Here is a 21535-nt window from a genome sequence, read left to right on the forward strand (position 1 = left end):
GGTTACTCCGCCAGGTCCTGCGGCGAGATGTCATCCACCAGCCGGCCATGGTCGAGGATCAGCACGCGCTTGCGCATGCGGCGCAGCAGCGGCAGGTCGTGGCTGACCACCAGCACGCTGGTGCCGCGCGAGGGCAGCTCGGCGAACAGGGCCATGATCTCCGCCGCCAGGGTCGGGTCGAGGTTGCCGGTCGGCTCATCGGCCACCAGCAGCTTGGGCTCGCCGACGATGGCGCGGGCGATGCCCACGCGCTGCTGCTCGCCGGCCGACAGCTGCGAGGGCAGCGCCTTCTCGCGATGGCCCAGGCCCATCCGCTCCAGCACCGAGCGCACGCGCTTGCTGATGTCGCCACGGCGGGTGCCGCGCAGGATCAGCGGCAGCGCCACGTTCTCGGCGATCGAGCGGTCCATCAGCAGCCGGTGGTCCTGGTAGACCGCGCCCACCGCGCGTCGGTGGCGGGGCACGTCGCCGCCGCGCACCTTCAGCAGGTTGCGCTCGTCGAACACCACCGCGCCGCGGCTGGGCCGCTCGTCGAGGTGGATCAACTTGAGCAGGGTGCTCTTGCCCGCACCGGAATGGCCGGTGACGAACAGCATCTCGCCCGGCGCGACCTCGAAGCTGACATCGATCAGCGCCTCGTGGCCACCGGCGTACTGTTTGCTGACATTGTCGAAGCGCAGGACACTCATGCCCCGATTATGCAGGAGCGGCGCGACCTCGTGGAGACGGTCGCGCGATAGGTAGTGCCGGCCGCTGGCCGGCAGCCATGTGGGTTGCCGGCCAGCGGCCGGCACTACCGTTCAAAGCCACCCGACCAACGGTCGGGGGCTTCCCGCTGATCGGCAGCGCCGATCAGCTGCCCGACAGCATCCGGCGGATCTTGCGGCCGATGCGGGTCAGGAACGAATCGCCGCTGTCGGCCACCGTGCGCACCGGCTTGGCCACCACCTGCACCGGGGTCACCGGGCTGGCGCCGTTGCCGGCGTTGGCCTGCACACCCTCGCTACCCTCGACCGGACGTCCGTGGCGACGACGACGGCGCTTGCGCGGCTTGCGCTCGCCATCCACGGCACCTTCCGGCGCGCCCTCGGCGCGGGGCGGGCGCGGCGGACGCGGAGCCTGGGCGACAGCGGCTTCAGCACCTTCGGCCGGGGCAGCTGCAACCTGCTCGCCTTCCACGCGCGGCTTGCGCGGGCCACGCGAACGGCGCTCGCCGCTGCGCTCACCGTCGCGACGCTCGCCACGGCCGCCGCCGGAGCGGCCCCCACTGCGACCACCACCACGGCGCTCTTCTTCAGCGGCGCGGGCTTCGCGCGCTTCACGGAAGATCTGGCCGACGCTCTCGTTCTCCTCACCTTCCTCGCCAGCAGCCGGGGCCGGGCGTTCCGGGCGCGGCAGCGGCGTCAACAGTTCCTTGGTGACCGGCTCGGACGGGATCTTCTGCTCGATGTAGGCCTCGATGTCCGGCAGGCCCATCGCGTAGCGTTCGCAGGCGAAGCTGATCGCATCACCCTCTTCGCCCAGGCGCGCGGTACGACCGATGCGGTGCACGTAGTCTTCGGCGTCGAACGGCAGGTCGTAGTTGTAGACGTACTTGATGCCGTCGATGTGCAGGCCACGCGCGGCCACGTCGGTGGCCACCAGGATTTCCAGCTGGCCCTTCTGGAAGCGGTTGAGCAGGCTCTCACGCTTCTTCTGCGGCACGTCGCCGGACAGCACGCCAACGCGGTAGCCGGCCTTTTCCAGCGAGCGGGCGACGCGCTCGACGAACACCTTGGTATTGACGAACACCATGGTGCGCGCGCCTTCACTGCGCGACAGCAGGCCCAGCAGCAGCGGGATCTTCTCGTCGTCGGCCGGGAAATAGATGCGCTGGCGCACGCGCGCAGCGGTGATGGTCTCGGCTTCGACCACCAGCTTCTGCGGCTCGTTCATGTGCTCGTAGGCCAGCTCGAGCACGCGATGGCTGAGGGTGGCACTGAACAGCAGGGTCTGGCGGATGGTGCGTTCCGGCATGCGGCGCAGCAGGAAGCGGATGTCCTTGATGAAACCCAGATCGAACATGCGATCGGCTTCGTCCAGCACGCAGATCTCGCAGGCATGCAGCGAAACCACCTTGTGCTGCTTGACGTAGTCGATCAGGCGGCCCGGGGTGGCGATGATCACGTCCACGCCCTGCTGCAGCAGCTCACGCTGCTTGTCGTAATCCACGCCACCGTAGACCAGCGCGAAACGCAGACCCAGGTCGGAACCGAACTTCACCGCATCCTTGTGGATCTGGATGGCCAGTTCGCGGGTCGGGGCAAGGATCAGCGCACGCGGATCCTCCGGCTTGCGGTCGGCCAGCGCCGGGCGGGTCAGCAGGCGGTTCACGACAGCGACCAGGAAGGCCAGGGTCTTGCCGGTGCCGGTCTGGGCCTGGCCGGCAACATCACCGCCGGGCAGCGCGACCGGCAGGGTCAGCGCCTGGATCGGGGTGCAGCGGGTGAATCCGGCTCCTTCAAGGCCGGCCTGCAGGGCCGGATGCAGCTCGAAGGAGGAGAAGGTCAAATCGGTCAGCGGTTTGTCGCTCATGAGTCCGTCTTGGTATGGCCGCCGGCCCGTGGGGCGGCTGGCACTTCATCGTCTAGGGGCACCGTCGCAAACTGCGGCCCCTGCGGCGGGTTGGCAGGCTGGGACCACCGGTCCGCGCGCCGCACAATGCCCCAGTTTACCGCACTCGGGCAGGCAAACCGGAATGCGGCGTCTCATGACGTCCAGAGACGCCACCTTCACCCAGCCACACCGGACTTGAACGGCCTGCCCGGGTTCGCTGGTGTCGCCCACTGCCAGCCCCATGTACAGGAAGACAGTGAAATCCGACACATACCGGCCATCGAAGCGATCACGATACGCTGGGTTCCAACCGGCGCCTGTCCCTGCCCTGCGATAGGGGTACACTGCCGGCCGTGAGCGTCCAGGCATCCCGCCGAACGCACCGCGGCAGTGCGCCGCGAGGCAACGACGAGGGTCGCGCCACCGGGCATGGCCCAGTTCACCCACCTCCGGCATGGCCGGGTGCAATCCAAGACGAGAAACCAAGATGAGCGACAAGGTTGTACATGTCGGCGACGCCGACTTCGATAGCGCAGTGCTGAATTCCAAGGAACCGGTGCTGGTCGATTTCTGGGCCGAGTGGTGTGGCCCCTGCAAGATGATCGCCCCGGCGCTGGACGAACTGGCCGATGCCTACCAGGGCCGCGCCAAGATCGCCAAGGTCAACGTCGACCACAACCGCGCACTGGCCGCCAAGTACCACGTGCGTTCGATTCCGTACCTGGTCGTGTTCAAGGACGGCGAGAAGGTCGGCGAGCAGATCGGTGCGGTGGGCAAGGCCCAGCTGGCCGGCCTGCTGGACAAGGCCCTGGCCTGATCCTGCTGTTCCCGGCAGCCGCCGCCCGCGGCTGCCGGCGGGCGCCCCGCGTCCATCATGAATGCTGTTCCCGGCGACCCTTGCATGCCGCCGCAGGCCGATGATAGTGTCGGCATATCCGGCCGCGCTCGCGTGCCGCACCCTCTGGACGCAGTTTCTTCCAGACCCATTCCCAACGTTCGCCGCCCCAGCCGGGCGCTCGCACCTTCAAGCGAGGAATAACGCTCTTGTCCGATAACACTTCCGAAACCGGCAGCGCCGATGCGCCCGCCGAAAAGCGCGTGCGCAAGCCCCGCGTGAGCAAGGCCGCCGCCCCGGCAGCCGCCGAAACCAGCGCCGCTCCGGCGCAACCGACCCTGCCGCTGGCAGCCGCGCCCGAAGCGCCGGCACCGGCTGCAGCCGCCCCCGCGCCGAGCGCGCCTGCCACTGAAGCCCCCGCCTCCGGCGGCGGTGAGGGTGGCGAAGGCCGCGAATCCGGACAGCGCCAGCAGAACCACCAGGGCGGTGGGCAGCACCAGGGCCAGGGTCAGAACAACAACCCCTACAACCAGAACGGCCAGCAGGGCCAGGGCAATCGCCGCGACCGTTTCCGCAACCGTCGCGACCGCGACCGCAACCGCGGTGGCCGCGATGACGGCATGCCGCAGGACGGCGGCGAGCAGCAGCCCTTCGTGCCGCGCCCGCACGCCAACGTGCCCGAGGGCTTCCCGGTCTACTCGCTGAGCGACCTCAAGCGCATGCCGGCACAGAAGCTGCTGGAGATCGCCGAGCAGCTGCAGATCTCCGAAGGCGTGGCCCGTGCCCGCAAGCAGGACGTGATCTTCGCCCTGCTGAAGGTGCTGACCCGCCACGGCGACGGCGTTGCCGCCGATGGCGTGCTGGAAATCCTGCCGGACGGCTTCGGCTTCCTGCGCGCGGCCGAAGCCAGCTACCTGGCCGGCCCGGACGACACCTACATCTCGCCCAGCCAGATCCGCCGCTTCAACCTGCGCACCGGCGACCACATCTCCGGCCGCATCCGCTTCCCGAAGGACGGCGAGCGCTACTTCGCGCTGAACATCGTCGACACCATCAACGGTGAGCCGATCGAAGCGTCGAAGAACAAGGTGCTGTTCGAGAACCTGACCGCGCTGTTCCCGCGCCGCCGCTTCACCCTGGAGCGTGGCAACGGTTCGTCGGAAGACATCACCGGCCGCATCCTCGACCTGATGGCGCCGCAGGGCAAGGGCCAGCGCTCGCTCATCGTGTCCCAGCCGAAGGCCGGCAAGACGATGATGATGCAGCAGGTCGCCACTGCCATCACCACCAACCATCCGGACGTGCACCTGATCGTGCTGCTGATCGACGAACGCCCGGAAGAAGTGACCGAAATGCAGCGCACCGTGCGCGGCGAGGTCATCAGCTCGACCTTCGACGAGCCGGCCGCGCGCCACGTGCAGGTGGCCGAAATGGTCATCGAGCGCGCCAAGCGCCTGGTCGAGCACAAGAAGGACGTGGTGATCCTGCTCGACTCGATCACCCGTCTGGCCCGCGCCTACAACAACGTGGTGCCGAGCTCGGGCAAGGTGCTGACCGGTGGTGTGGACGCCAACGCCCTGCACCGCCCGAAGCGCTTCTTCGGTGCCGCGCGCAACGTGGAGGAAGGCGGCAGCCTGACCATCATCGCCACCGCGCTGGTCGACACCGGCTCGAAGATGGACGAGGTGATCTACGAAGAGTTCAAGGGCACCGGCAACAGCGAAGTGCACCTGAGCCGCCGTATCGCTGAAAAGCGCGTGTTCCCGGCCATCGACATCAACCGTTCCGGCACCCGCCGCGAAGACCTGCTGATCGAGCCGGAACTGCTGCAGAAGATCTGGATCCTGCGCAAGCTGCTGCATCCGATGGATGAAATGGCCGCGATGGAGTTCCTGCTGGACAAGATGAAGAACACCAAGTCCAACGACGAGTTCTTCGGCTCGATGAAGCGCTGATCCACGGCATAGATGGAACCAGTAGAGGCCCCGCGATGCGGGGCCTCTTCATTGGAACCAGCGTCCCCGTCCGTGGGCACCATGGAGCTATCGGCAGATCTGCCGCGGGTCCAACTCCAGATCACGACAGATGCGATCATGCGCCAGGTGCGCCGCCCGATGCCTGAGGCCAACGGCAGCCAGCCAGCCGGGAATGGACGGCAAGAGCATCTCCCATACATCAGCCTGCAATCGCCCCCTCAATGCGATCAGCAGCTGGCGGGCCTCATCTTTGGCACCCGCGAGATACGCCGCAAATGCAAATGTCTCCATGCAGATCCCGTGATAGCTGTCGCCATGAAGGGATGCAATGTCCCGCAGACGACACTCCAGGGTTTCCGGCGTGGCACCGGCCCATTTCAGTATTGCGCGGCGTAGCCACGCAGCGGTTGTCTCGTTTCCGAGATGGCGGGAGATTCCTCGCATTGAGCTGAAGCCGTCCGCCACGGTCAGGGCATCATCCAGCAGCGCTTGTGCAGCCACGATGTGCGAGCAGCTGCCAGCGGGCGCGTTCTCAACCACCCAATCGGCAAATCGAAAGTGATCATCCGGCTCGCCTCCCCAGCGCTGCCATGTCCCTCTCGCATACTGCACGATCGAAGGGCAATGGAACGGCTCGGCCGCCATCGCCGCATTGAGCCAGTCATCCCTGTTTCCGTCACCGGTGCCGACCACGACGTCACAGTGAATCAGGCCAGCCAACGCCATTGCATTGCCAGGCTCCTGGGCCACGATGTCCGAGAGCTTCCGAGATGCCTGCATCATGATCCCGGGGTATCTGCGTCGCCGCAACATCGGGATATCCGCTGCGTAGCTCTCACCGCGGACTGACCATGCCTTGTTGATTTCCGCATATGCAGAAACCAGTAGAGGGTGAGAGGACTGTGGCAACGCCTGCGTCCACGTCTTGATCCATCGACCAACCCGACGTTCCACCGACAAGCGCCAGACAAGGTGCTCATGGGTTTCAGCCGGCACCCCCGCCATCACGGCCTCGGCCGAAGCATGGTCACCGGCATTCAGGTGCATGCGAACCCGCGAAAGATGGGATTCGACAAAGTGGCCTCGATGGGTTGCGCAAGGAAGAACCCTCAAGCTCTGCAGCAGAAATCGCATGAACGTGCATCCTCCAAACGCACCATGCTTTCAGTTCCCGGGGGCAGGTACCATGCGAATAGTTGTAGATTTCCTTGACCAGCCAGACTGACCCTGCGCCCACGCGTCCTGGCACCGAGCTCGCTGCGGCAGGTCTTTTTTTTGCCTGCAGGGCGACCCACTTCACTTTGCCGCCGCCGACTTTTGGCGATAATCCGCCCGATACCCTGCCCGGCCCTGCGGGCGTGGCCACCGATTCCGCTGTCGCCCCTTCCGGAGAACCGGTCGGGTCCAGCCTCCTGCCGGATCCGTCGACGCATGCGAACGCTGTCTCCCCGCCTCAACCTGGGCAAGCTGATCCTCGCCCTGGCCCTGCTCAGCGCCATCATCGCCCTGGCCAATACCCTGCTGGCCAGCTACCGCGTGCAGCGCGACCAGCTGGTCGGCAATACCCTGGAAGCCAACCGCGTCTATGCCACCAAGCTGGCCGAGACCACCCAGAACTTCCTGTTGGCCGCGCAGCAGGAGCTGGCCTACGCCGCCACCCGGCTCGGCCAGAGTGACCTCGATCCGGCACAGGCGCAGGACGAGGCCAGCCGCCTGCAGCTGCAGACCAACAGCTTCAATTCCTCGCTGGTGGTGGACGCCGACGGCCTGGTGATCGCCACCTCGCCGCAGACCCTGCAGCTGCAGGGCGAGATCCTGCACAGCGTCGGCAACAATGCCGCATTGGCTGCACGCCAGCCGATGATCAGCGACCCGTACCAGTCGACCACAGGCAAGCTGCTGGTCTCGCTGTCGCACCCGATCTTCGACCGCCAGGGCCACTATCGCGGCTACGTCAGCGGCACCCTGTACCTGCGCCAGCGCAGCGCGCTGCATACGCTGCTGGGCAAGCACTACTACCGCGACGGCTCCTACCTGTACGTGGTCGACCGCCATGGCCGCCTGCTGTACCACGCCGACGGCAAGCGGGTCGGCGACTACGTGGTCGGCAACCCGGCGGTGAAGGCGGTGGTGCGCGGTGAGCGCGGCGCGCAGCAGGTCCGTAACAACCTGGGCGTGTCGATGCTGGCCGGTTACGCGCCGGTACCGGCCACTGGCTGGGGCATCATCGCCCAGCGGCCGACCGAGGCCACATTGCAGCCGTTGTCACGGTTGATGACCGCGGTGATCTGGAACGCGATCCCGCTCGGCCTGCTGTCACTGCTGATCACCTGGTGGTTCGCCCGGCGCATCTCGATGCCGCTGTGGCAGCTGGCGCGCAACGTGCAGGGTGGCGAGGACACCGGCAGCGCGATCAACCACGTCAGCGGCATCCGCGCATGGTACTTCGAGGTTGCCCAGCTCAAGCAGGCGGTCCTGCACAGCTTCAACGCCCTGCAGGACCGCATTGGCACACTCAACCGCGCCAACCGCACCGATCCGCTGACCGGCCTGCTCAATCGCCGCGGCCTGCAGCAGGCGCTGGATGCGCTGCAGGTGCAGGGCATTCCGTTCGCGATCCTGGCGCTGGACATCGATCGCTTCAAATCGATCAACGACAGCCACGGCCATGACGTCGGTGACGCCGCCATCGTCCATATCGCCGACCAGATGCGCCGCTACTCGCGCGACAGCGACATCCTCTGCCGTGCCGGTGGCGAGGAATTCCTGCTGCTGCTGCCGGGCATCAGTACCGACTCGGCGCGCCAGGCCGGCGAGCGCCTGCGCCAGCACATCGCCGATCATCCGTTCGAGCCGGTCGGCACCATCACTGTGTCGATGGGCGTGGCCCACTTCCCCAGCTTCCATGTCGATGCCGAGCAGGCGCTGCGGCTGGCCGACAAGGCCCTGTACATGGCCAAGGAACAGGGCCGCAACCGCGTGGTGGTCTACCCGTACGCGGACTGAAAAGCGGCCGGCCTGGCCGACCGCTCCATCGCACCGGGCTCAGCGCTGCGCCAGCGGCGTCAGCAGGCGCAGGCCGCGCTGGGTGCCATCGGCCATGTACACGCCGCCAGCCGGCAGCAGATCACTTCCCGCCTGTCCGGCGCCATCCGGCGTGCGCCAGGGTGCGGCCTGGCGCGGGCCGGGGATGAAGGCACGCCAGCGGCCGTAGCGTTCCGGCTGGCCGTTGTCGCTGTTGTTCAGGGCGAAAGTGACCGGCACGCGCACGGTCCATGAATCCCGCGTGCTGTCCTCGCCGGTGGTCGGCGGCGAGAAGGTCCACTTGCGGGCCGCACTGATACTGGCCTTGGCGAAGATGTCGCGCATCCTGGCCATGGTCCGTTCCGGTGCGACCACGGTCATGTTCACCTGCTCGGCAATGACATCGGCCACGGTGCCGTCGCGTGCGACCTTGACCAGCAGCAGTACGTCACCCTGCCCGCCATTGCGGAAGGCCTCTTCGGGGTAGCGCGGCGGCGGCATGCGCTTCTGGGTGATCGAATCGGTAGCCTTCGGATCATATTCACTGAAGTCGACGCTGGTCATGCTGATCTGGTAGTTGCCGTCTTCCTGCTGCTTGCCACGCAGGCGTACGCGCAGCGGCGCGTGGACGGCCACCGGCGTGCCATCGCGCAACGTCGGTTCGAACTGCCAGCCGCGGATGGCGCCTTCCACGAACGACACGATGCCGGGTGCGAGCATGGCACGCTGGTCCAGGACCAGCGTGCTGACCGAACCATCGGCCGCCACGTCGATACTGCCCGACAGCACCATGCTCATCTCGGCAGTGGCGCGCACGGCGCGCGCGTTCTGGGCCATGGCATCGGCCGGCAGCAGGGGAGCACCGGCGGCGAACGCCAGGGCCAGCGCAAGGAACAGGGGGGAACGCATCATTGCCGGATCCATGGTGATGAGGTGAACCCCGAGCGTACCGCAGTCCGAGCGGGACCGGCGGGCAGTCCACGCCACGCCGTTCAGGCCAGGCGATGGACCGCCGCATAGGGCGGGGTATCCGGATAATCACCGCTGGCGAAGCGCGCCTGCAGGCCCTGCCACCACGCGGGATCAAACAGGTGCCGGTAATGTTCGCGCACCGCCGCCAGCTCGCCCGCCGGCAGGCCCATGAACGGGCCGAAGCGCTCGGGAAACACGTCGCGTGGCCCGACATGGAACCAGGGTTCGTCGGCCATGGCTTCCTCCGGCGTGCGCGGCTGCGGCCAGGCGCGGAACACGCAGTCGCTGACCAGGCACAGCTCGTCATAGTCGTAGAAGACTGCCCGGCCATGCCGCGATACGCCGAAGTTCTTCGGCAGCATGTCGCCGGGGAAGATGTTGTTGCGCGCCATGTCGGTGATCGCCTGCGCGTAGTCGAGTACCGCCGCACGCACCGCGTCGCCGCCCTGCTCGCGCAGGTACAGGTTCAATGGACGGAAGCGACGCTGCACGTAGCACAGTGCGACTTCCACCTGGTCGCCATCGACGCGCACGCTCTGCGCGCACTGCGCAAGCAGCTCCTGCAGCAAGGCCGGTGCGAAGCGGTCGCGCGGGAAACGCAGATGGCGGTACGGCTGCGCATCAAGCAGGCGACCGACACGGTCGAGGTTGAACACCAGCGCATACTTCTCTTCCACCTGCTGCCGCGACATCGACTTCGGCCACGCGAAGCGGTCGCGGATCAGCTTGAACACCAGCGGATAGCTGGGCAGGGTGAACACCGCCATGACCATGCCCGGCGTGCCTTCGGCATGCACCAGCCGCTCCTGCGGATGTTCGTTGAAGTGGCGGAAGAAGGTACGGTAGCGCTCGGTCTTGCCCTGCTTGGCGCGGCCCAACACCGTATAGATCTCATCAATGGGCTTGCCCGGCAACAGGCTGCGCAGGAACACCACCGCATCGCCCACCGTGGCCAGGTCGGCCTGGAAATAGCTGCGCGACACGCCGAACAGATGGGCGACATCGCGACGCCGGGTCAGCACCGCATCTGCACGCAGGCCCTGCCCATCGTTGACCAGGGCGATCACGCACGGTGAGAAGCGGTGTTCGCCGAACACGCGACCCACCAGGTAGGCGCGGCGCTCCCGGTAGAACACGGTGTCGAGCAGCTCGATGCTGCGCACCGGCGTATCACCCCAGTGGGCCAGATCATCCTGCAGGCGCACAGCGATGGTCGCCGCGCAGCGCAGCTGGTGCGCATACGGAATGTCGAAGCGGTAATCGGCCAGCACGCGCTGGAGAGCCTCCACCGGCCGCGTCGGCGAGACCGCATAGGTATGCCGTGCGACCGGGTGGGTGATCGCATCGGACGGCTCGACATCGAAGGCGATGAACTCCAGCGCCGGGTCCACGCCACGGGTGGAGAACAAGCGCCGCGACAGCGTGTTGTAGAAGGTCTTGTACAGCTCGGCGTCGATCAGCCCCCGCAGCAGTGCGCTATAGCGCGCATGCACCTGCAGCCACAGCGCGCGTTCCCCGATCGCTTCGCCGGCGAGACGCCGCAGCGCATCCATCTGTTCGGCGATGCACAGGTCGTACAACGCGATGCGCTCGACTGCATCCCGGCGCGCGCCCACCCAGTCGCGCTGCTCGAAACGCTGCCGCGCACGGGCGGTGATCGCCGCAAAGCGGGCGTGATACTGCTCGAAGCCGGCGTGAATGGCGCCGGCGATGCGCGACGCCAAGTCGGCAACGGTGTCAGGCTCGGACATGCAGGGCTCACCCGGGAGGACCTGCCTCACCATACGCTGGCGTGGGGTGGCTTGTGTAGGGCCACTGCATGCCGCGACAAACGCAACGATTCCTACAGACCTGATGCCTCCCTGCTGCCTACCCTTTCAGGCCCAACAACGGCACGAGGTGACGCATGCAGCAAATGACCTTTATTCCGCGCGTGGAGGAAGGCAACGTCATCCCGCAGCGCGCCCGCGACGGCTACATCAGCGCGACCGCCCTGTGCCAGTCCGTCGGCAAGCGCTGGTCCGACTACCGGGCACTGAAATCGACGGAGGAGTTCCTGCAGGAGCTCATGGCGCAGACGAAGCTGTCCGAGAATGAGCTGATCCACGTGGTATCCGGTGGGAACCCGGCCATGCAAGGCACCTGGATCCACCCGTACCTCGCCATCCACCTCGGCCAGTGGCTGTCGCGCAGGTTCGCAGTGAAGGTCTCGCAGTGGGTGGTGGAATGGCAGCAGGGTCGCGCCAATGCGTTGCTGCCCGTGCACATCGACCGCTACATGCAGAACCGTGCCAAGGTGCCGTACACCCATTTCTCGATGCTCAACGAGCTGACGTTGAACCTGATCGCACCGCTGGAGCAGGCGGGCTATACGCTCCCGCAGGCGCTGGTGCCGGACATCTCCGAAGGCCGACTGTTCTGCAAATGGCTGAGGGATCATCGCGGCGTCGACACCGATGCGCTGCCCACGTATGACCACGCCTACCCGGACGGCCGCACGGTGCAGGCCAAGCTGTATCCCAACGAGTTTTACGAGGACTTCCGCCGCCACTTCAACGAAGTGTGGCTGCCAGATCATGCGCCCAGGTACTTCGCCGCACGCGACAGCAAGGCTCTCTCGTTCGTCTCTGCACTGCTGCTTCCAGCAGCCTGAAGGCAGCGCCGAACGTGCTCGGCTGCTTCGGCTGGAAGCAGCCGAGCATGGTCCGGCGCTACGGAGGCGGCCGCTCAGATCGCCAGTTCGGCCTCCACGTCCTGCACCTTGCGCCGGGCCAATGCCAGGTTGGACTTGGTACGGTCCAGCACGATGTAGAAGAACAGGCCCTTCTTCTTCGCCACCGGGCGCATGATGTGGTACGCCTTGCCCAGCGAGATCAGGATGTCCTCGATGCTGTCGTTGAGGTTCAGCGATGCGGCGGTCTTCATCTTCGCGCGGATCACTTCGGTATTGCCGGCGGCGGCCACTTCCATGTCCATGCCGGCACCGGCTTCGCCCAGCAGCATGCCGCTTTCGTAATCGACCAGCGCCACTGCCTGCGCGCCGTCGATGCCCATCAGTGCGTTCAACGAATCATTCAATCCAGCCACGTCGCACCCCTTGTCGATGTTGGTCCGAGCCCCTTGTTCCCCTGCGGCCGGGCTCACGATCCGCCGAGTTCGGCCAGGATCGCCTGGCCACATTCCCTGCTCTGCCACAGCACCTGGCCGATCACGCTGCGCTGGTCGCAGGCCGCCATCAGCAGCAACGGTGCGCGCCCTTCGGCCTGGATCGCCAGCATCAGCACCTTTCCGCCCGCCGCTTCCAGCATCAGTGTCTGCAGATCGCCCAGCACCAGTTCGCGCCCGACCGCCGCAGCCAGCGCCAGCATCGCGCTGGTCATCGCCGCCAGCCGTTCGCCGCGCCCTTCGGCGCCGGCGCTGACCAGGGCAAAGCCATCGACGCTGGCCAGCACGACCGTGCGCACGCCTTCGACCCGCTGCTGCAGGTCCTGCAGCAGGGGCTGCAGGCGCTCACGCTGACCGGCGTCGGGCAGTACCGCCAGCTGCCCGTCAGCCATGTGCAGCCACCAGTGCGTGCGCTTCCATTTCGCTCATCAGTACATCCATCAGCAGCAGTCCCTGTCCTCGGTCACGGGCATCCACGGCCAGCAGCGGCAGCGGCTGGTCGTCAAGGCAGGCACGGATGGCCCAGTCATCCAGTGCGGCCTGCGGTGCCTGGTCCAGGTGGGTGACCGCCACGACCAGTGCCAAGGATGATGCGAACGGCTGCAGCACCTGCAGATAGCCTTCCAGCTCGCTGGCCAGGCCGGCGCGGCGCGCATCCAGCAGCAGCACCGCGCCACGCGCGCCTTGCAGCAGGATCGGCCACAGGAAATCGAAGCGCTGCTGGCCGGGCGTTCCGTAGAGACGCAGGCGTTCGCCGTTGGGCAGGTCGATGTCTGCGTAGTCCAGCGCCACGGTGGTGGAGGCCTTGTCGGCGCCGAGGCGATCACTGTTGGCCACATCCGTGTCGACCACCGCGCCAGCCGCGATGCTGCGTACCAGCGTCGACTTGCCGCTGCCCATGCCGCCCAGCACGACCACCTTGTGCTCACGCATTGCGCTCGCTCCCGCGCAGGTGCCGCCACAGGCGGGCGAGCAGTCCGTTGTCGGTGCGGGTGCCACCTGCCGCCATCATCAGCGTCGCCGGGGCGGCCTGCAGCTGCGCGTAGCCACACAGATAGGCGGCATGGATGAAATCGCGAACGGCCGCCGCCGGCAGTTCGAGCAGCATCGCGCATTCCTCAACCGTGCACGCACGCTTGAGCAGCAGCGAGCACAGGCGGAAGCCATCGTGGTCATGGCCCAGTACGCGGAAGTCCGGCCAGCGCAGCAGCTTCACCGAGGCGCCGCGCAGGCGCTCGTCCAGCGCCTGCCAATGGCGGCTGCGTTGCGCCCATTGCCACAGCAGTGGCCGCAGCGGCTGGCGTGGCCGCTCGCCGGCCAGGGCCTGCAGGCGCGCCGGTGTCAGCGCGTCCAGCTGCAGGCGCTCAAAGGCATCGGCCAGCCGCTCCACCAGCGCCGCAGCCGGCTCCTGCAACAGCACGGCCTGATCGTGCTCCAGATCCATCAGCAGCAGAGGCTCGCCTGCATCACCCAGCAGTGCCTGGCCCTGTCGCAGCGGCAGCCGCTCGCGCAGCAGGCGGGTGATGGCGTGCGCGCCATCTGCCAGGCGGATCGGCGCAGGTGTCTGCATGACCAGGGGCTCCGGTGCCAACTGCATGCGACGCAACGCGCGACCGATGGCACCGTCATCAAGCACGTCCTGATGCCCGTCGCCATCACGCAGCTGGCCGCCGATGTCCTCGATCCAGCACTGCAGGCGCGGACGTTGCTGTCGCATGCGCTGGGCGGCGTTGCGCAGCGCCGGGGTATCGCGGATGACCAGCAGATCACAATCGTCCAGATCCTGGCTGCGGCGGACCTGGCCATCCGGCAGCGCCGAGGCCAGGCGCAGCCGTTGCAGCAGGGCCTGCTCGCCCTGGATATCGGTTCCCACTACCAGCACGCGTGCCATCCGTGTTCCCCGTGCGGCCACCTCCCCGGTGGCCTCGCGTCGCCAAGGCTAGGGCATCGCCAGCGGCGGCCGTCGTGATCGATTGCTCAGATTCAAGGCGACTGCGAAACGGCCCCGATCCATTCTGCGACCGCCATCGCGGGCAAGTTTCATGCCCCGTTGACGGCATTCCGACGACCGACGGATGTCACGGTTCTGGACACGGGTCGAATGGGGTCAGATCCCTTTTGCTTGCAAAAGGGATCTGACCCCAGCGCCATAAAAAGAAACCCGCGCCGAAGCGCGGGTTCCGGTGTCACGGCCGAACGGCAGTGGATCAGCCGCGCAGCTGCTCCAGCGCGGCGTTGAAGGTCGCGCTCGGGCGCATCGCCTTGCTGGCCTTGGCCACGTCCGGGCGGTAGTAGCCACCGATGTCCACGGCCTTGCCCTGCACTGCGATCAGCTCTTCGACGATCTTCTGCTCGTTGTCGGTCAGCGTCTTGGCCAGCGGGGCGAAGCGCGCCTTCAGGGCGGCGTCCTCGTCCTGCGCGGCCAGGGCCTGGGCCCAGTACAGCGCGATGTAGAAGTGGCTGCCACGGTTGTCGATGCCACCCAGCTTGCGCGATGGCGACTTGTCGTTGTCCAGGAACTGGCCGTTGGCTTCGTCCAGCGCCTTGGCCAGCACGCGGGCAGCGGCGTTGTCGTAGCGGTTGCCCAGGTGTTCCAGCGACGCGGCCAGGGCCAGGAACTCACCCAGCGAATCCCAACGCAGGTAGTCCTCTTCAACGAACTGCTGCACGTGCTTCGGGGCCGATCCACCGGCACCGGTCTCGAACAGGCCGCCACCGGCCATCAGCGGCACGATCGACAGCATCTTGGCGCTGGTGCCCAGTTCCATGATCGGGAACAGGTCGGTCAGGTAGTCACGCAGCACGTTGCCGGTCACCGAGATGGTGTCCTCGCCCTTGCGGATGCGGTCCAGCGAGAACGCGGTGGCTTCCACCGGCGGCAGGATGCGGATATCCAGGCCGGTGGTGTCGTGGTCCTTCAGGTACTGCTCGACCTTGGCGATGACCTGCGCGTCGTGGGCGCGGGCGGCGTCCAGCCAGAACACGGCCGGGGTGCTGCTCAGGCGGGCGCGCTCGACGGCCAGCTTGACCCAGTCCTGGATCGGCGCGTCCTTGGTCTGGCACATGCGCCAGATGTCACCAGCTTCCACGGCGTGCTCGAACACCACGGCGCCGGCATCATCGGTGACCTTGACCACGCCATCGGCGGCGATCTGGAAGGTCTTGTCGTGCGAGCCGTACTCCTCGGCCTTCTGCGCCATCAGGCCGACGTTCGGCACCGAGCCCATGGTGGCCGGGTCGAAGGCACCGTGCGCCTTGCAGTCGTCGATGACGGCCTGGTACACGCCGGCGTAGCAGCGGTCCGGAATGACCGCCTTGGTGTCCTGCAGCTTGCCTTCGGCATTCCACATCTTGCCCGAGTCGCGGATCATCGCCGGCATCGAGGCGTCGACGATCACGTCGCTCGGCACGTGCAGGTTGGTGATGCCCTTGTCCGAATTGACCATGGCCACGCCCGGGCGCTGCGCGTACTCGGCGGCCAGGTCGGCCTCGATCGCGGCGCGGGTGGCTTCAGGCAGCGACGGCAGGCGCGCAGCCAGGTCACCAATGCCGTTGTTGGCATCGAAACCGGCCTGCTTCAGCACGTCGGCGTGCTTGGTCAGTACGTCCTTGTAGAACTCGTTCACCGCCACGCCGAACATGATCGGGTCGGAGACCTTCATCATGGTCGCCTTCAGGTGCAGCGAGAACAGCACGCCCTGGGCCTTGGCATCGGCAATCTGCTCGCCGATGAACGCGGCCAGTGCCTTGCGGCTCATGACGGCGGCATCGACGATCTCGCCCGCCTTCACTGCGGTCTTCTCCTTCAGCACGACGGCGCTGCCGTCCTTGCCGTGGAAGGTGATCTTCAGCGAACCGGCGTTGGCCAGGGTGGCCGACTTCTCGCTGCCGTAGAAGTCACCGGCGGCCATGTGCGCGACGTGCGACTTCGAATCCGACGCCCAGGCGCCCATGCGGTGCGGATGCTTGCGCGCGTAGTTCTTCACCGACAGCGGTGCACGGCGGTCGGAGTTGCCTTCGCGCAGCACCGGGTTCACCGCACTGCCCTTGACCTTGTCGTAGCGCGCCTTGTAGTCGCGCTGCTGGTCGTCGGCCGGGGTTTCCGGGTAATCCGGCAGCGGATAGCCCTGGTCCTGCAGTTCCTTGATGGCCGCCTTCAGCTGCGGCACCGAGGCGGAGATGTTCGGCAGCTTGATGATGTTGGCGTCCGGGGTGGTCGCCAGCTGGCCCAGCTCGGCCAGGTCGTCGCTGACCTTCTGCGCGTCGCTGAGCAGTTCAGGGAACAGCGACAGGATGCGGCCGGACAGCGAGATGTCACGGGTTTCCACCACGATGCCTGCGGTGGCGGTGTAGGCGCCGACGATCGGCAGCAGCGACTGGGTGGCCAGGAACGGTGCTTCGTCGGTCAGCGTGTAGAGGATCTTGGACATGGGGGACTTGGACTCTGTAGCAGTGCTCAGGGGAAGGCCGGCGCCAGCGCCGGGCCACGTGCAACCGTGTCGCGCGCGGGGCCGGGCCCCACGCTTTCCCCCGTCGCCGTCAGGGTGGGCGCGCGGCGGGGAAACCCCTGCATTGTCGCGTTTTCAGCCGCGCGGGGCAAAGCCGCGCCATACGCGGCGGTACTGGACCGCTGTGTTTCGTCGTTGGCTCGCTTCCGGTCAGGAAGCTGAGGCTTGATGGCTAATTCGACTTCCCGCTCGTTGAGGCACGCATGACCCACTCCGACAATCGCTGCCCCCACTCGGCACGCCTTGGACAGGTCAATGTCTGTGAGCGCTTGCTTTGCTGGAAGTTGCAGATGCGGAATCCCCCAACGACGGCGGCCAGGCTGGCGAGTTCATCAGCCGTCGCTGCAGAGCCTCGGATGTGCAGCGAACCGGCGCCAGACGATCCGGGTCGAACGTAGACGTCGTACCGGGTGGAACCTCCTTCCGCCCTTGCATACCCCGACACGACATATCCGCCGTCCGTGAAGCGCAGATCCGGCGTGCTTCCTGACGCAGGCTTTTCGGGGGCATCGCCCTCGTAGATCAAGGCGACTTCCCTACCGTCATGCCTGATGCGGTGCAGACCAAAGTCAACAGGAGCCTCGTAGGTCACGGACATGCCTGTCGGCACGCGCAGGCAGGCACCGTACAGAAAGTGGTCGCAGCCGTAGCTCCAGAGATTCGCGGGGCCCATTGCGAGTGTGAGCGCAATCCAGCTGAGCATGCTGTCCCCCGACCTGTCCGTGTTCCGTTCAGCGTACCCCGCTAGCCTCCCTAAAGCGGGCATCGCCCAACAAAAAAGGACGCAGCCTCGCGGCTGCGTCCATCGTGAGCCCTGCCGGGAGAGAGTCGGCAGGACTTACTTGACCTCGAACTCCTGCGGCGTTCCGGCCGCCTTGCCATCGACGGTGACCTCGGCGCGGTACTTGCCGGCCGGCCAGCCCTTTGCATTCTTGAACGTGACGTTGGTGGTTTCCGCACCACTGGTGTTCAGGGTGGCGTTCTGTTCGCCGGCTACCTGGCCGTCCTGATAGGTCAGCTTGGCGCCAACGGTGACGTTGTTTGCAGCGCCGTCGGTCTTGACCGAGACGATGATGTCATCCTTCGGTGCGAACAAAGCCGTCGTCGCAACCGACTTGTCGGCGGCGGCGGTCTTGCCGACGGTGACCGACGAGACGTTGACCGCAGCGGCTTCGGCCATCGGCGGCGGTGCGCCGGTCATCGGCGCGGGAGCTGCGGGTTCGGCCGGGGCGGTCGCTGCCGGAGCGGCGTTGCTGTCGGTCGACTCTTCTTTCTTCTTGCAACCGACCAGGGCAACGCTGCCCAGCAGGGCGGCGATCAGGGCGGTCTGTAGCGGGGTGGTCTTGATCATTCGGGGTTCCTCCCAGGGATTGTCGGACGGCGTTCGATGGCCGGCTTACTTCGGCGGCAGTTTCAGGGTCTGGCCCGGGAAGATCTTGTCCGGGTCATCAAGCACATCACGGTTGGCTTCGAAGATCTTTTTCCAGGCATTGGCGTCGCCCAGATGCTGCTTGGCGATCTTCGACAGCGAGTCACCCTTCTGCACGGTATAGGTGCCGCCGCTGACAACGTCTGCGGTGCTGTCCACCGAAGCGCTGACGCCGGAGAAGTCCGCCTTCGGCACCTGCTCGGCGGTACTGTCGACACTGCCACTGACGCCGGAGAAATCGGCCTTCTTCTCGGTACTCATCCACAACTCCCGTCTGCATGACTACGTGATTCGCACGGTGCCATGGAGGTTGTTAAATGGGGATGGTGCAGATGTGAAGCCGCCCCCCGGGGCGGCTGAACAATCGGGGGAATGGACGCCCCGTAGTGCCGGCCGATGGCCGGCTGTGCCAGGGGGATCCGGCCTTGGCCGATTGCCGGCCAGCGGCCGGCTCCACCCGTAACCGCCTGCGAATCATGGTAGTGCCGGCCGATGGCCGGCGCTCGCCGGGCATGGCCCGGCGCAACGGGCAACCGCCTGTGGCGGTTACTGCCGCAGTTCGCGGTAGGTCGCGGCCGGGGCGGCGATGCCCGGGCTGGCACGCCAGGGGTTGATATCCAGGCCGCCACGACGGGTGTAGCGGGCCTCCACTTCCAGCCACTGCGGCTGGCAGCGCGCAGACACCTCGCTGAAGATCCGTTCAACACACTGCTCGTGGAACTCGGCGTGCTCGCGGTAGCTGACCAGGTAACGCAGCAGGCCGGCGCGGTCGATCTTCGGCCCGCGGTAGCGCAGGCTGACCGTGGCCCAGTCCGGCTGGCCGGTAACCGGGCAGTTGGACTTCAGCAGCGCCGAGACCAGGGTTTCCTCCACCACCTCGCCGGTATCAGCGGCGAGGAAGTCTGCCTGCGGCGGGCCGTAGCAGTCGATCTCCACATCCAGGCCGTCGATGGATTCACCGAGTGGCGTCTCGCGCAGGCCCGGCAGGCCGAACTCGACCTCCACCGGCGCACCGGCGCAGGCCGACAGGTCAGCCACCAGGCGCCCACGAAGTGCCTCGGCGCTGTCGATACGGGTGCTGTTGAGGGAGTTCAGGTACAGCTTGAACGACTTCGATTCGATCAACCGCGGTGAGGTGCACGGCACCTGCACGGTGGCGACGGCGACCTGCGGCTTGCCACGCGCGTCGAGCCAGCTCAGCTCGAAGGCATGCCAGCGGTCGTGGCCGACGAACGGCAGCGCGGCGTCATCGAGGCCGATCTCGGCGCGGGCGCCGATGCGGGGGATGGGGAACAGCAGGCCGGGATCGTACTGCGACGGGTAACTGACCTCGCGACCGAGGCTGGAATCCTGTGGGGTGTTCATGGGCGCCATTGTATCGCGCGGACGGCGGGCCTTCGGCCGGGCCGGCCAACGGCGGAGCCCCTCCGTGGTGGTTGTGTTGCCGGATACAGGAGCTGGCCGGGAGGGTGGGTTGGCCGGGGGACGCCGTGAATCCATCCATGGAGGCTCGGTCGCCGCATCCATGCGGCTCACTGATCTGGCCCCCTGAAAACGGACGCCATGAAGCCGTTTCAGGCGGCAGTCCGGAGCTGCCGGGCGTAGTTGTTAGGCGAGTGGTAGCCCAGCGCCGAGTGTAGCCGGGCTGGATTGTAGAAGCCGTGGATGTAAGCAGCGATGGACTGGCTGGCTTGTTCTCTACTGGCGTAAGGCTCGGCAGCCTCTTCTGTCTTGAGCGTCGCAAAGAAGCTCTCGGCCACCGCGTTGTCCCAGCAATTGCCAGGCCGGCTCATGCTTTGGACCACGCCATGGGACTGCAGCAGCTGGCGAAACTCGTTTCCCCAGTACTGCCCACCACGATCTGAATGGAAGATCAGGCCGGGTCGTTGTGGATGCAGAGCCCAAGCATTGGCAAATGCTTTCACCACCAGCTCTTCAGTCAGACGCGTGGAAACGCTGTAGCCCAGCACCTGCCGGGTCTGGACGCTGATGACCACGGCCAGATGCAGCCATCCCTGGCGGGTAGGGACATACGTGATATCCCCGACCCACGCCGTCGGTCCGGTTCCGGGGGCAAATTGCCGATCCAGCAGGTTGGGGGCGAGCTGAGATGAGCCGCCAGAGGACTTGGGTCGGAATCGGCCTTTGGCCTTGCCCTGGATTCGCTCCTCGGCCATTAACCGTGCCACGCGCTTGTGGCCGACTGGATGATTCCTGGCTCGTAAGGCCCTGACCAGCCGACGTCGCCCATAACTGCGCCTGCTGGTCACATGAATGGCCCGAAGCTCGGTACGGAGGGCCAAATCGACATCGCACGTTTGGGCACACTGCCGGTGCAGGTAGTCATGGAATCCAGAGACAGAAACCCCAAGAACCCGACACAACAACCTGGTCGGGTACTGAGTCCTTTGACTGGCGACGAAGGCGTACCTCACTTGGACTCTCTGGCAAAGAACGCCGCCGCTTTTTTTAGGATTTCCCGCTCCATCTTCAGATTGGCGTTCTCGGCCCGAAGGCGGCTGATCTCGCTTTCCAGGTCGGTGGCTGGCCTGCGAGCCTCAGAGGTCAACGACCGGCCAGCACGGACCGCGTCAAGCCAATTTGCCAGCGTCTTGACCGACATCTCCAACTGACGGGCCGCTGCGGCCGGCCCGAGCGACTCGGCCAGCTCCACGGCTTGGTGCTTGAACTCATCGGTATAGCTACGACGGGTGATACGGGACATAAGGGACCTCCAAGTGCGATCAAAGTATCGCTTCTTGGCGTCCGCTGACGGGGGGCCAGATCACACGCCCCCAGCCAACCCACCCTCCCGGCCACGGACAATTTCCCGCGCCACCACGGGAAAGATCAGGAAAATCAGAATCCGATCCTTCAGACGTTCATGACGTCCGCCGTGCCGACCAACGGTCGGCACCCACCAACAGCAGCGGGCACCAACAGCCGCGGGAAACTGTCGAAGGCGGGGTGGGTCCGGTTGAGGGGGTGTCCGCGGCATGGATGCCGCGGCCAAGCCCCCAGGGACGGGTTT

19 protein-coding genes are annotated in these 21535 nt (G+C 66.4%); 4 read left to right on the forward strand and 15 right to left on the reverse strand.

The window, feature by feature from the left end; genetic code table 11:
- Positions 1 to 2: 2 nt before the first annotated feature.
- Entirely contained in the window at positions 3 to 689 is a 687-nt protein-coding gene (gene ftsE, locus ACT6SE_RS19135) for a cell division ATP-binding protein FtsE (protein ID WP_014648630.1), read from the reverse strand.
- A 163-nt stretch (positions 690 to 852) separates the two neighbouring features.
- Positions 853 to 2574, reverse strand: coding sequence for an ATP-dependent RNA helicase RhlB (gene rhlB / locus ACT6SE_RS19140; RefSeq protein WP_046429861.1), 1722 nt, complete (start codon positions 2572 to 2574; stop codon positions 853 to 855).
- 508 nt (positions 2575 to 3082) lie between these two features.
- Here rhlB and trxA point away from each other — a divergent pair.
- A complete protein-coding gene (gene trxA, locus ACT6SE_RS19145; RefSeq protein ID WP_005411275.1) occupies positions 3083 to 3412 on the forward strand; it encodes a thioredoxin in 330 nt (109 codons plus the stop codon).
- 227 nt (positions 3413 to 3639) lie between these two features.
- Positions 3640 to 5385 carry a transcription termination factor Rho gene (rho, locus tag ACT6SE_RS19150; RefSeq protein WP_046429862.1) on the forward strand — a complete coding sequence of 582 codons (1746 nt, stop codon included), beginning with the start codon at positions 3640 to 3642 and terminating at the stop codon, positions 5383 to 5385.
- Positions 5386 to 5472: 87 nt separating this feature from the next.
- Here the strand turns inward: rho and ACT6SE_RS19155 are convergent, their stop codons facing one another.
- The gene (locus tag ACT6SE_RS19155) at positions 5473 to 6540 is read right to left on the reverse strand and encodes a hypothetical protein (RefSeq protein WP_046429864.1); all 1068 of its coding nucleotides are present in this window, start codon (positions 6538 to 6540) and stop codon (positions 5473 to 5475) included.
- A 297-nt stretch (positions 6541 to 6837) separates the two neighbouring features.
- On the opposite strand from ACT6SE_RS19155, the gene ACT6SE_RS19160 reads away from it, so the two are divergent.
- Positions 6838 to 8412 carry a sensor domain-containing diguanylate cyclase gene (locus ACT6SE_RS19160; RefSeq protein WP_046432810.1) on the forward strand — a complete coding sequence of 525 codons (1575 nt, stop codon included), beginning with the start codon at positions 6838 to 6840 and terminating at the stop codon, positions 8410 to 8412.
- A gap of 39 nt (positions 8413 to 8451) precedes the next feature.
- On the opposite strand, the gene ACT6SE_RS19165 is transcribed toward ACT6SE_RS19160, so the two are convergent.
- Positions 8452 to 9342 (reverse strand): energy transducer TonB, encoded by an 891-nt coding sequence (locus ACT6SE_RS19165; protein ID WP_046432813.1) that lies wholly within the window; start codon positions 9340 to 9342, stop codon positions 8452 to 8454.
- 80 nt (positions 9343 to 9422) lie between these two features.
- A complete protein-coding gene (aceK, locus tag ACT6SE_RS19170; RefSeq protein WP_046432816.1) occupies positions 9423 to 11153 on the reverse strand; it encodes a bifunctional isocitrate dehydrogenase kinase/phosphatase in 1731 nt (576 codons plus the stop codon).
- 155 nt (positions 11154 to 11308) lie between these two features.
- Between aceK and ACT6SE_RS19175 the strand changes: the two genes are divergently transcribed.
- The gene (locus tag ACT6SE_RS19175) at positions 11309 to 12055 is read left to right on the forward strand and encodes a KilA-N domain-containing protein (RefSeq protein WP_014648638.1); all 747 of its coding nucleotides are present in this window, start codon (positions 11309 to 11311) and stop codon (positions 12053 to 12055) included.
- Between the two features lie 74 nt (positions 12056 to 12129).
- Here the strand turns inward: ACT6SE_RS19175 and ACT6SE_RS19180 are convergent, their stop codons facing one another.
- From ACT6SE_RS19180 to ACT6SE_RS19225, 10 genes are all read right to left on the reverse strand, one after another.
- The gene (locus ACT6SE_RS19180) at positions 12130 to 12489 is read right to left on the reverse strand and encodes a hypothetical protein (protein WP_014648639.1); all 360 of its coding nucleotides are present in this window, start codon (positions 12487 to 12489) and stop codon (positions 12130 to 12132) included.
- A gap of 53 nt (positions 12490 to 12542) precedes the next feature.
- Positions 12543 to 12959 carry a roadblock/LC7 domain-containing protein gene (locus tag ACT6SE_RS19185; RefSeq protein ID WP_014648640.1) on the reverse strand — a complete coding sequence of 139 codons (417 nt, stop codon included), beginning with the start codon at positions 12957 to 12959 and terminating at the stop codon, positions 12543 to 12545.
- Positions 12952 to 13500 (reverse strand): GTP-binding protein, encoded by a 549-nt coding sequence (locus tag ACT6SE_RS19190; protein WP_014648641.1) that lies wholly within the window; start codon positions 13498 to 13500, stop codon positions 12952 to 12954. The genes ACT6SE_RS19185 and ACT6SE_RS19190 overlap by 8 nt, the downstream gene beginning before the upstream one ends.
- Complete coding sequence (locus ACT6SE_RS19195) at positions 13493 to 14458, reverse strand: hypothetical protein (protein ID WP_046432820.1); 966 nt, start codon at positions 14456 to 14458, stop codon at positions 13493 to 13495. Before ACT6SE_RS19195 ends, ACT6SE_RS19190 begins: the two co-directional genes overlap by 8 nt.
- A 316-nt stretch (positions 14459 to 14774) precedes the next feature.
- On the reverse strand, positions 14775 to 16997 hold the full coding sequence (locus tag ACT6SE_RS19200) for an NADP-dependent isocitrate dehydrogenase (RefSeq protein WP_046432822.1): 2223 nt from the start codon (positions 16995 to 16997) through the stop codon (positions 14775 to 14777).
- Positions 16998 to 17913: 916 nt separating this feature from the next.
- Complete coding sequence (locus ACT6SE_RS19205) at positions 17914 to 18426, reverse strand: hypothetical protein (RefSeq protein WP_014648644.1); 513 nt, start codon at positions 18424 to 18426, stop codon at positions 17914 to 17916.
- A gap of 45 nt (positions 18427 to 18471) precedes the next feature.
- Entirely contained in the window at positions 18472 to 18765 is a 294-nt protein-coding gene (locus ACT6SE_RS19210) for a LysM peptidoglycan-binding domain-containing protein (RefSeq protein WP_005419771.1), read from the reverse strand.
- A gap of 285 nt (positions 18766 to 19050) precedes the next feature.
- Positions 19051 to 19869, reverse strand: coding sequence for an NADPH-dependent 7-cyano-7-deazaguanine reductase QueF (gene queF / locus ACT6SE_RS19215; RefSeq protein ID WP_049420832.1), 819 nt, complete (start codon positions 19867 to 19869; stop codon positions 19051 to 19053).
- Between the two features lie 209 nt (positions 19870 to 20078).
- Positions 20079 to 20939 (reverse strand): IS3 family transposase, encoded by an 861-nt coding sequence (locus ACT6SE_RS19220; protein ID WP_046429951.1) that lies wholly within the window; start codon positions 20937 to 20939, stop codon positions 20079 to 20081.
- Positions 20936 to 21229, reverse strand: coding sequence for a transposase (locus ACT6SE_RS19225; protein ID WP_006388655.1), 294 nt, complete (start codon positions 21227 to 21229; stop codon positions 20936 to 20938). The genes ACT6SE_RS19220 and ACT6SE_RS19225 overlap by 4 nt, the downstream gene beginning before the upstream one ends.
- Between the last annotated feature and the right edge of the window lie 306 nt (positions 21230 to 21535).

The sequence above is a fragment of the Stenotrophomonas sp. LC732 genome, assembly GCF_052446685.1.
Lineage (GTDB): Bacteria > Pseudomonadota > Gammaproteobacteria > Xanthomonadales > Xanthomonadaceae > Stenotrophomonas > Stenotrophomonas muris.